This is a genomic window from Streptomyces dryopteridis, from assembly GCF_049606955.1.
In the GTDB taxonomy this organism is placed as follows: Bacteria; Actinomycetota; Actinomycetes; order Streptomycetales; family Streptomycetaceae; genus Streptomyces.
In genome coordinates this window covers 3,778,757-3,787,500 of the sequence record NZ_CP187113.1, presented here as the reverse complement: position 1 = coordinate 3,787,500, position 8,744 = coordinate 3,778,757, and the positions used below count along the sequence as shown (strand labels likewise).

General features: G+C 72.2%; 7 protein-coding genes (1 of these 7 cut by a window edge). 2 read left to right on the top strand and 5 right to left on the bottom strand.

Annotated features, from left to right (window positions below; translation table 11 throughout):
• On the bottom strand, window positions 1-521 hold the 5' portion of the coding sequence (locus ACN20G_RS16175; RefSeq protein ID WP_424213491.1) for a stage II sporulation protein M. Its footprint begins 487 nt before the window's first position; only the first 521 of its 1,008 coding nucleotides appear in the window; it begins with the start codon at window positions 519-521; the stop codon falls past the left edge of the window.
• A 138-nt stretch (window positions 522-659) separates the two neighbouring features.
• Between ACN20G_RS16175 and ACN20G_RS16170 the strand changes: the two genes are divergently transcribed.
• Window positions 660-1,673, top strand: coding sequence for an RDD family protein (locus ACN20G_RS16170; protein ID WP_424213490.1), 1,014 nt, complete (start codon window positions 660-662; stop codon window positions 1,671-1,673).
• Between the two features lie 17 nt (window positions 1,674-1,690).
• Here ACN20G_RS16170 and ACN20G_RS16165 read toward each other — a convergent pair whose 3' ends face one another.
• Together ACN20G_RS16165 and ahcY are read right to left on the bottom strand one after the other, a co-directional pair.
• Window positions 1,691-2,335, bottom strand: a complete 645-nt coding sequence (locus ACN20G_RS16165) for a hypothetical protein (protein WP_424213489.1) — start codon at window positions 2,333-2,335, stop codon at window positions 1,691-1,693.
• A gap of 124 nt (window positions 2,336-2,459) precedes the next feature.
• Complete coding sequence (gene ahcY / locus ACN20G_RS16160) at window positions 2,460-3,899, bottom strand: adenosylhomocysteinase (protein ID WP_424213488.1); 1,440 nt, start codon at window positions 3,897-3,899, stop codon at window positions 2,460-2,462.
• Between the two features lie 393 nt (window positions 3,900-4,292).
• Here ahcY and ACN20G_RS16155 point away from each other — a divergent pair, with 393 nt between their 5' ends.
• Window positions 4,293-6,365 (top strand): fructose-specific PTS transporter subunit EIIC, encoded by a 2,073-nt coding sequence (locus tag ACN20G_RS16155; protein ID WP_424213487.1) that lies wholly within the window; start codon window positions 4,293-4,295, stop codon window positions 6,363-6,365.
• 105 nt (window positions 6,366-6,470) lie between these two features.
• On the opposite strand, the gene ACN20G_RS16150 is transcribed toward ACN20G_RS16155, so the two are convergent.
• Together ACN20G_RS16150 and manA are read right to left on the bottom strand one after the other, a co-directional pair.
• Window positions 6,471-7,436, bottom strand: a complete 966-nt coding sequence (locus ACN20G_RS16150; RefSeq protein ID WP_424213486.1) for a cation diffusion facilitator family transporter — start codon at window positions 7,434-7,436, stop codon at window positions 6,471-6,473.
• 81 nt (window positions 7,437-7,517) lie between these two features.
• Window positions 7,518-8,696 carry a mannose-6-phosphate isomerase, class I gene (gene manA / locus ACN20G_RS16145; RefSeq protein ID WP_424213485.1) on the bottom strand — a complete coding sequence of 393 codons (1,179 nt, stop codon included), beginning with the start codon at window positions 8,694-8,696 and terminating at the stop codon, window positions 7,518-7,520.
• Window positions 8,697-8,744: the final 48 nt, after the last annotated feature.

Sequence of the window (8,744 nt, the reverse complement as noted above, 5' to 3'; positions counted from 1 at the left end):
CAGAGCGCTGCGGCCCGCGCGTTGTTCGTCCACACCTGCGCGGAGAAGGACGCGGCCGGGTGGCTGGAGTAGTACGTCTCGTACTCGCCGCCGGGGCGGGTCATCTCGCGCAGCTGCTCCGGGGCCGTGACCGCGGCCTGCACGTCCGGGTTGCCCGCGATCCACCAGCCGATCAGCGCGGCGAGGGCCGTGGACAAGAGCGCCACGGGTATCCACCAGCGGCGGGTCCGGTACAGGGCGGCCGGGAACCCCTCCGTGAAGAAGCGTGCGGCGTCTCGCCACGAGGCACGGCGGGTGCCCGTCACGGTGGCGCGGGCGCGGGCCACGCTGCGGGTGAGGCGGCCGACCAGTTGCGGATCGGGGTGGCCGGACGAGACCAGGGACAGGTGCGTCGCGGTGCGCTGGTAGAGGGTGACCAGTTCGTCCACCTCCGGGCCGGTCAGCGAGCGCCCCCGGCCCGCCAGGTGGTCGAGGCGGTCCCATTCCGCCCGGTGCGCGGCCACGAACACATCGAGATCCATCGGGCAATCGCTCCTGGTTTTCCCCCGCCGGCCGGGCCCGCGGACCCCGCTCCCCTGCTGTTTCCTCCGCCAGCTTGGCAGACTGGAGGGCAAAGGGGCAGGTGGGGCCGATCGGGTCCGGAGCGGGTGGGAGCAGGCGTGAGCACATGGGTGACGGGGGACGCGGTCGTACTGGCGTTGCGGGCGGCGAAGCTGCCGAGCCGGGCGCTGGCGTTCCTGCTCGACGCGCTGGTCTACGGGGTGGGCTACCTGCTGATGTCGATCGGGGTGGTGGCCGCGACGGCCTCGCTGGACGAGGCGGCGGTCGCCGCGATCGAGGTGGGTCTGTTCGTGTTGCTGCTGGTCGGGGTGCCGATCGCGGTGGAGACGCTGTCGCAGGGGCGGTCGCTGGGGAAGCTGGCGTGCGGGCTGCGGGTGGTGCGCGAGGACGGCGGGCCGATCCGGTTCCGGCACGCGCTGGTGCGCGGGGCGATGGGGGTGGTGGAGTTCCTCGTCACCTTCGGCGTGGTCGCGATCATCTCCTCGCTGGTGTCGGAGCAGGGGCGACGGCTCGGTGACGTGTTCGCGGGGACGCTCGTCGTGCGCGAGCGGGTGCCGGTGACGACGGGGCCCGTGCTGCCGGCGGCCGCGCCGTGGCTGGTGGAGCGGTTCTCCGGGACGGATCTGTCGGCGGTGCCGGAGGGCATGTGGGCCGAGATCCGGCAGTACCTGGGGCGGATGGACTCGCTGGACCCGCAGATCGGGCACGCGATGGCGGTGCGGTTGGCGGACGGGCTGGTGGCGGTGACCGGGGCGGTCCCGCCGACCGGGGTGCCGGCGGCGGCGTTCCTGGCCGCGGCCTTGCAGGAGCGGCAGGCGCGGGACGCGCGGCGGGTGTTCGGCGGCGCGGCGGGTCGGCAGCCGGTGCCGGGGATGCCGGGCGGGTATCAGCAGCCCCAGGCGTATCCGGGGTACCCGACGTACCCGGGTTATCCGACCTACCCCGGGGCCGGCCCGGGTGCCCGACCGGGTGTCCACCCCGGCGTACCTCCGGGCGGGTTCGTGGCGCCCGGGGCGGGGGCTGCGCCGGCCGCGGCGCCGGCGTCCGTGCCGCCGGTGGCTCCCGAGGCGCCGCCGGCCGGGCGGCCGGGCGGGTTCGCGCCGCCGGCCTGAGGTTCGGGCGGGGCGGGTCAGTCGCGGGGCGGGAAGGTCGAGGGCGGGGTGTCCAGGTCCTCCAGTTCGATGCCGGGGGCGGCGAGGACCACGTCGCCGGCGAGGTGGACGGTGTGCACCTCGCCGGTGGCGAGGTCGGTGACCTGGTGGGTGTCGACGGCGAGGGGGCCGCTGTCGGTGGGGTGGGTCTCGGTGCCGAGGAGGGCCCAGGCGAGGTCCTCGGTGCGCGGGGCCAGGGCCGGTTCGGTGAGTCGCACGAGGCGGACCCGGGTGGCGGGGGCGCCGGGGCGCGGGGCGATGAGGCGGGCGGTGGCGACGAGGAAGGCCGGGGAGGCGCCGGTGAAGGCGGCGGCGCGGACGTTGCCGTGTTCGGCGTGTTCGCCCGTCGGGTCGGTGGGGTCGGTGCGGACCCAGGTGACGCCGTCGAGGGCGGCGCCGCGCAGTTGCCAGCCGTGGCCGCGCAGTTCGAGGCGGACGGGGCGGCCGAGGTCGTCGACGGCGAGGTCCACGGCGCCTAGTTCGGGGGCGTGCGGGCCGGCGTCGGGGGCGGTGCGGCGGGCGGTGTAGCGCCAGCCGCCGGGGCCGGGGGCGCAGTGGAAGTGTTCGTCGGCGAGGGGGGTGCCGTCGTGGGGGTCGTGGAGGGAGTAGCGGCCTCGGGGCATGGTGGCTGGGGTGTCGTTTTCCGTGCGCGGGCGGGTGGGTCCGGGGAACGGGGCAGGCCCCCGGCGGTGCCGGGGGCCTGTCGCGTGCGGTGAGGGTCGGGCGCCGGGTGGGGCGCCCGTCGGCTCAGTAGCGGTAGTGGTCGGGCTTGTACGGGCCTTCGACCTTGACGCCGATGTAGTCGGCCTGCTCCGGGCGGAGGGTGGTCAGCTTGACGCCGAGGGCGTCGAGGTGGAGGCGGGCGACCTTCTCGTCGAGGTGCTTGGGCAGCACGTACACCTCGGTCGGGTACTCCTCCGGCTTGGTGAACAGCTCGATCTGGGCCAGGGTCTGGTCCGCGAACGAGTTCGACATCACGAACGACGGGTGCCCGGTCGCGTTGCCCAGGTTGAGGAGGCGGCCCTCGGACAGGACGATGAGGACCTTGCCGTCCGGGTGGGTCCAGGTGTGGACCTGCGGCTTGACCTCGTCCTTGACGATGCCGGGGATCTTGGCGAGGCCGGCCATGTCGAGCTCGTTGTCGAAGTGGCCGATGTTCCCGACGATCGCCTGGTGCTTCATCTTCGCCATGTCCGAGGCGAGGATGATGTCCTTGTTGCCGGTGGTGGTGATGAAGATGTCGGCGGTCTCGACGACCTCGTCCAGGGTGGTGACCTGGTAGCCGTCCATCGCCGCCTGGAGGGCGCAGATCGGGTCGATCTCGGTGACGATCACCCGGGCGCCCTGACCGCGCAGGGACTCCGCGCAACCCTTGCCGACGTCGCCGTAGCCCGCGACGACGGCGGTCTTGCCACCGATGAGGACGTCGGTGGCACGGTTGATGCCGTCGATCAGCGAGTGACGGCAGCCGTACTTGTTGTCGAACTTCGACTTGGTGACGGCGTCGTTCACGTTGATCGCCGGGAAGAGCAGGCTGCCCTCGGCCATCATCTCGTACAGGCGGTGGACACCGGTGGTGGTCTCCTCCGTGACGCCGCGGATCTCCGAGGCGAGGCGGGTCCACTTCTGGCCGTCCTCACCGAGGGTGCGGTTCAGGAGGGTCAGGATGTGCGCGTACTCCTCGGAGTCCGCCGTGGACGGGTCCGGGGCGGAACCGGCCTTCTCGAACTCGACGCCCTTGTGGACGAGGAGGGTGGCGTCGCCACCGTCGTCCAGGATCATGTTCGGGCCGCCGGTGGGGGTGTTCGGCCAGGTCAGCGCCTGCTCCGTGCACCACCAGTACTCCTCCAGGGTCTCGCCCTTCCAGGCGAAGACCGGGACGCCCTGCGGGTTCTCCGGGGTGCCGTTCGGGCCCACCGCGATCGCGGCGGCGGCGTGGTCCTGGGTGGAGAAGATGTTGCACGAGGCCCAACGGACCTCGGCGCCGAGCGCGACGAGGGTCTCGATGAGGACCGCCGTCTGCACCGTCATGTGCAGCGAGCCGGTCACACGGGCACCGGCCAGCGGCTGAGTCTCCGCGTATTCGCGACGGATCGACATCAGACCGGGCATCTCGTGCTCGGCCAGGGTGATCTCCTTGCGACCGAACGCGGCAAGGGAGAGATCGGCGACCTTGAAGTCGGCCATGGGTGTGGCTCCTCGGGTTTCGAGAGGGTGGACACGGCTGTGCGCCGGCGCGGTCGTGCGCGGGCACGGGCGCGCGACGGCGGGCGCGGGCCCGGGTGGGTCGCGCCGAGCGCAGTCCGTCGAGGGCCCTCTCTCCCCACGGCCGGTCCATCGGACCGCCCGACCGCCATCAGCGGCGACGCCTGACACCAGCATCGAATCTACACCGATCGGCCCAGCGGACCCCAGTCCTCCGGAAAAGCCCGTCAGGACGGGTGACGCACGGTGCGGGGGTCCGTTGGCGCTCGCGTTTGAGGTCTTTTGGACTTTTTATGGACTGGGCGGGTGATGCACGATGCGGTGAGGTCGGGCTGAGGGGCTCGTCCTCGCAGGACCAGGCGTGAGGAGATTGCAGTGACCAGTCCGGCCGACTCTCCGGCAGACGGGGGCAGCGGCGGGCAGAAGCCCGCGAAGCTCGTCGCCGTGACCGCGTGTCCCACCGGGATCGCGCACACGTACATGGCCGCCGAGAAGCTCCAGCAGGCGGCGGAAGCCATGGGGATCCAGATCAAGGTGGAGACCCAGGGCTCGATCGGTGCCGAGAACGTGCTCTCTGACAACGATGTCAGAGAAGCGGACGGCGTGATCATCGCCGCCGACAAGGAGGTCGACCGGGCCCGGTTCGCCGGCAAGCGCGTCCTGGCCACGGGCGTGGCCGACGGCGTGCACAAGCCGAAGGAGCTCATCGAGCGCGTCATGAGCGCCCCCGTGCAGGAGGGCGCGGCCTCGGGCGGCGGCGCCCCGGCCGGCGGCAAGGAGCGCAGCCTGGCCTACAAGGCGCTGATGAACGGCGTCTCGTACATGATCCCGTTCGTGGTCGTGGGCGGTCTGCTGCTCGCCATCTCCCTGGCGCTCGGCGGTCACACCACCGCCGAGGGGTACGTGACCACCCCCGGCACGATCTGGCACAACATCTTCCAGATCGGTGTCCTCGGCTTCACGCTGATGATCCCGATCCTGTCGGGCTACATCGCCTACGCGATCGGCGACCGGCCGGCCCTGGTGCCGGGCATGATCGGCGGCTTCATCGCGAACACCGGCGCGCTGTACGACTCGAAGGCGGGCGCGGGCTTCATCGGCGCGATCGTGACCGGCTTCCTCGCCGGTTACCTGGTGTTGTGGATCAAGAAGGTCAAGGTCCCCAAGGTCGTCCAGCCGATCATGCCGATCATCGTGATCCCGATCATCTCGACCACGGCGCTGGGCCTGTTCTTCATCTACGTGATCGGCAAGCCGATCTCCTGGGTCTTCGAGTCCCTCACCAGCTGGCTGTCCGGCATGACCGGCACCAGCGCGATCCTGCTCGGCGCGCTGCTCGGCCTGATGATCGCGTTCGACATGGGCGGTCCGGTCAACAAGACGGCGTTCCTGTTCGGCACCGGTCTGATCGCCTCGCAGAACTACGCGGTCATGGGCATGTGCGCGGCGGCCATTCCGGTCATGCCGCTGGGTCAGGGTCTGGCCACGGTGCTGCGCCGCAAGCTGTACACGGACGCGGAGCGGGACACGGGCATGGCCGCGTTGTTCATGGGCATGTTCGGCATCTCGGAGGGCGCCATCCCGTTCGCGGCGGCGCGACCGGCGCTGGTCATCCCGGCGAACATGCTGGGTGGCGCGGTGGCCGGTGCGATCGCCGGTGTGGCCGGTGTCGGCGACAAGGTGCCGCACGGCGGTCCCGTGGTGGCGGCGCTGGGCGCGATCAGCGGCTGGGTCTGGTTCCTGATCGCGATCGCGGCGGGCACCGTGGTGACCGCGCTGACGACGAACGCGCTGATCGAGATCAAGGAGCGCAAGAACCGGGGCGGGGTCGGCGAGCCGGCTCTGGCCGGTGCGACGGCGGGTGCGACGGCCGGTGCGGTCGCCGCGACCGCCGTGACCACCGCTCCGCGTGCCGCGGGCGGGTCGGCCCCGGCCGGTGCGACCGCGACGGCGACGTTGGAGAAGCCGGTCGAGAAGGCCGCGGACCCCGACGAGGTGCTGTCCGGCTACCTGACCGAGCGGACCGTGCGCACCGAGCTGGCCTCCTCCGACAAGGAGGCGACGATCCGCGAGATGGCGGAGATGCTGGCGGGCACGGGCAACGTGAACGACGTGGATGAGCTGGTCCGGGTGGCGATGGCGCGCGAGGCGCAGGGCACCACGGGTCTGGGCGAGTCGATCGCGATCCCGCACGCCAAGACCGACGCGGTCTCGGCTCCGACGGTGGGCTTCGCCCGGTCGACGGAGGGCATCGAGTGGGGTGCGCTGGACGGGACCACCGCGAAGCTCATCTTCATGATCTCGGTGCCGGAGGCCGCGGCCGGGGACGAGCACCTGCGAATCCTGGCGCTGCTGTCGCGCAAGCTGATGGACACCGGGTTCCGGGAGCGGCTGACGGCGGCTCCGGACGAGGCGGCGGTGCTGGACGTGCTGCGCGAGATCCGCTGACGTCCCGCTCCCCCGCGCTTGCGCGCGTGAGACGGCCCCGGGCCCGCACCCTGTTGTTCGAGGGTGCGGGCCCGGGGCCGTCTCGCGTGGCCGGTCGGTGCCCGGTCAGTGGCCGGTGCCGCCCGGGGTGGCGGCGGGGTCCTCGCCGGCGGCGGCCTGGGCGGCGTCGAAGATGTCGGGCTCCAGGTAGATGACGCGGGCGATCGGGACGGCGGCGCGGATGCGGGCCTCGGCGGCGTTGATGGCGTCGGCGACCTCGCGGGCGGTGTCGTCGTGCCGGACGGCGACCTTGGCGGCGACGAGGAGTTCCTCGGGGCCGAGGTGGAGGGTGCGCATGTGGATGACGGAGGTCACGGTGTCGCCGTCGACGGCGGCGGCCTTGATCTGCTCGACCTGCTCGATGCCGGCGGACTCGCCGAGCAGCAGGGACTTGGTCTCGGAGGCGAGCACGATCGCGATCACGATGAGCAGGACGCCGATGCAGAGGGTGCCGATGCCGTCCCAGACGCCGTTGCCGGTCAGGAGGGCGAGGCCGACGCCGCCGAGGGCGAGGACCAGGCCGACGAGGGCGCCGAAGTCCTCCAGGAGGACGACGGGCAGCTCGGGGGCCTTGGCGCGGCGGATGAAGTCCTTCCAGGACTGCTTGCCGCGGGTCTCGTTGGACTCCTTGATGGCGGTCCGGAAGGAGAAGCCCTCGGCGATGATCGCGAAGACGAGCACGCCGACGGGCCAGTACCAGGCGTCGAGCGGGTGCGGGTCGTGGATCTTCTCGTAGCCCTCGTAGATGGCGAACATGCCGCCGACGCTGAAGAGGACGATGGAGACGAGGAAGGCGTAGATGTAGCGTTCGCGGCCGTAGCCGAAGGGGTGCTCGGGGGTGGCCTGGCGGCGGGCCTTCTTGCCGCCGAGGAGGAGCAGGCCCTGATTGCCGGAGTCGGCGAGGGAGTGGACTCCCTCGGCGAGCATCGAGGACGATCCGCTGAAGAACCAGGCGACGAATTTGGCCACCGCGATGGCGAGGTTGGCCGCGAGGGCCGCGACGATCGCCTTGGTTCCGCCTGACGCGCTCATGGTTGCGGGTGTCCTTCCAGGGGCTGGTGTTGCCGTCCGTACCGGCCGCACATTGTGCCGGCAGCCGGTACGGACGCAACGTCAGCTCGACTGGTGGACGCGGACCGTGGCGCGGAACACCGTGCCCGATCCGGACAATTCCACCGATTCGCCTGCCGGGACGAACACGGACTCGCCGGGTGCCAGGGTCAGCTCGCCGGCGCGCGGGGCCCCGGCGGTGGCCAGCAGGATCTGCGGGGTGCCGGTGGGCAGGGCGCGGGGGGCGCCTTCGGGGGTCAGGACCCAGCGGGAGAGCCGGAACTCGTCGATGGGGGTCTCGTAGACCTCCTCGCCGGTGACCGGGTCGGCCTCGGGGTGGATCAGGGCCGGGGCGGTCGGCTCGAAGTGCGTCACCTTGAGGAGCTCGGGGACGTCCACGTGCTTGGGGGTCAGGCCCGCGCGGAGCACGTTGTCGCTGTTGGCGAGGAGTTCGACGCCGAGGCCGCTGAGGTAGGCGTGCGGGACGCCGGCGCCGAGGAACATGCCCTCGCCGGGCTGGAGCCGCACGTGGTTGAGGAGCATGGCGGCGATGACCCCGGGGTCGCCGGGGTAGTCCGTGACGAGGTCCGCGTACGGGGCGTAGGGGCCGCCGAGGCGGGCGGCGGCGGCCGCGGTCTCGGTGACGGTCTCGGCCATGGCCTCGGGGTCGGCGGTGAGGACGGCGGTGAGGACCTCGCGCAGGGCGGCCTCCTCGGGCCGGGCGCGGAGCAGGTCCACGTAGGGCTTGAGGCTGTCGACGCCGAGTCCTTCGAGGAGGTCGGCGGCCTCGGCGGGGGCCCGGAACCCGCACAGCCCGTCGAAGGGGGTGAGGGCGCAGATCATCTCGGGCTTGTGGTTGGGGTCCTTGTAGTTGCGGTGCCCGGCGTCGATGGGCACGCCGCGTCGTTCCTCGTCGGCGAAGCCCTCGCGGGCCTGGTCGAGGTCGGGGTGGACCTGGAGGGAGAGGGGGGCGCCGGCGGCGAGGAGCTTGAGGAGGAAGGGGAGGCGGGGGCCGAAGGCGGCGACGGCGGCGGCGCCGAGTTCGCGTTCGGGGTCGGCGTCGACGACCGCCGCGAGGGTGGTCTCGCCCTGCCCCCGGTCGAGGCGGGAGGGGGCGCCGGGGTGGGCGCCCATCCACATCTCGGCCTGCGGTTCGCCGGTGGGTTCGACACCGAGGAGTTCGGGGATGGCGGTGGTCGAGCCCCAGGCGTAGGGGCGGATCGTGTTCGTCAGGCGGTCCATCGGACGTGGTCGTCTTCCTGGGAGATGGGCGGCGCGGGGTGGGGGCCC

Excerpts from the sequence above, each read along its gene's own strand:
- ahcY (WP_424213488.1), bottom strand. The coding sequence starts at position 3,899 with ATGGCCGACTTCAAGGTCGCCGATCTCTCCCTTGCCGCGTTCGGTCGC.
- manA (WP_424213485.1), bottom strand. The coding sequence starts at position 8,696 with ATGGACCGCCTGACGAACACGATCCGCCCCTACGCCTGGGGCTCGACC.
- ACN20G_RS16165 (WP_424213489.1), bottom strand. The coding sequence starts at position 2,335 with ATGCCCCGAGGCCGCTACTCCCTCCACGACCCCCACGACGGCACCCCC.
- ACN20G_RS16150 (WP_424213486.1), bottom strand. The coding sequence starts at position 7,436 with ATGAGCGCGTCAGGCGGAACCAAGGCGATCGTCGCGGCCCTCGCGGCC.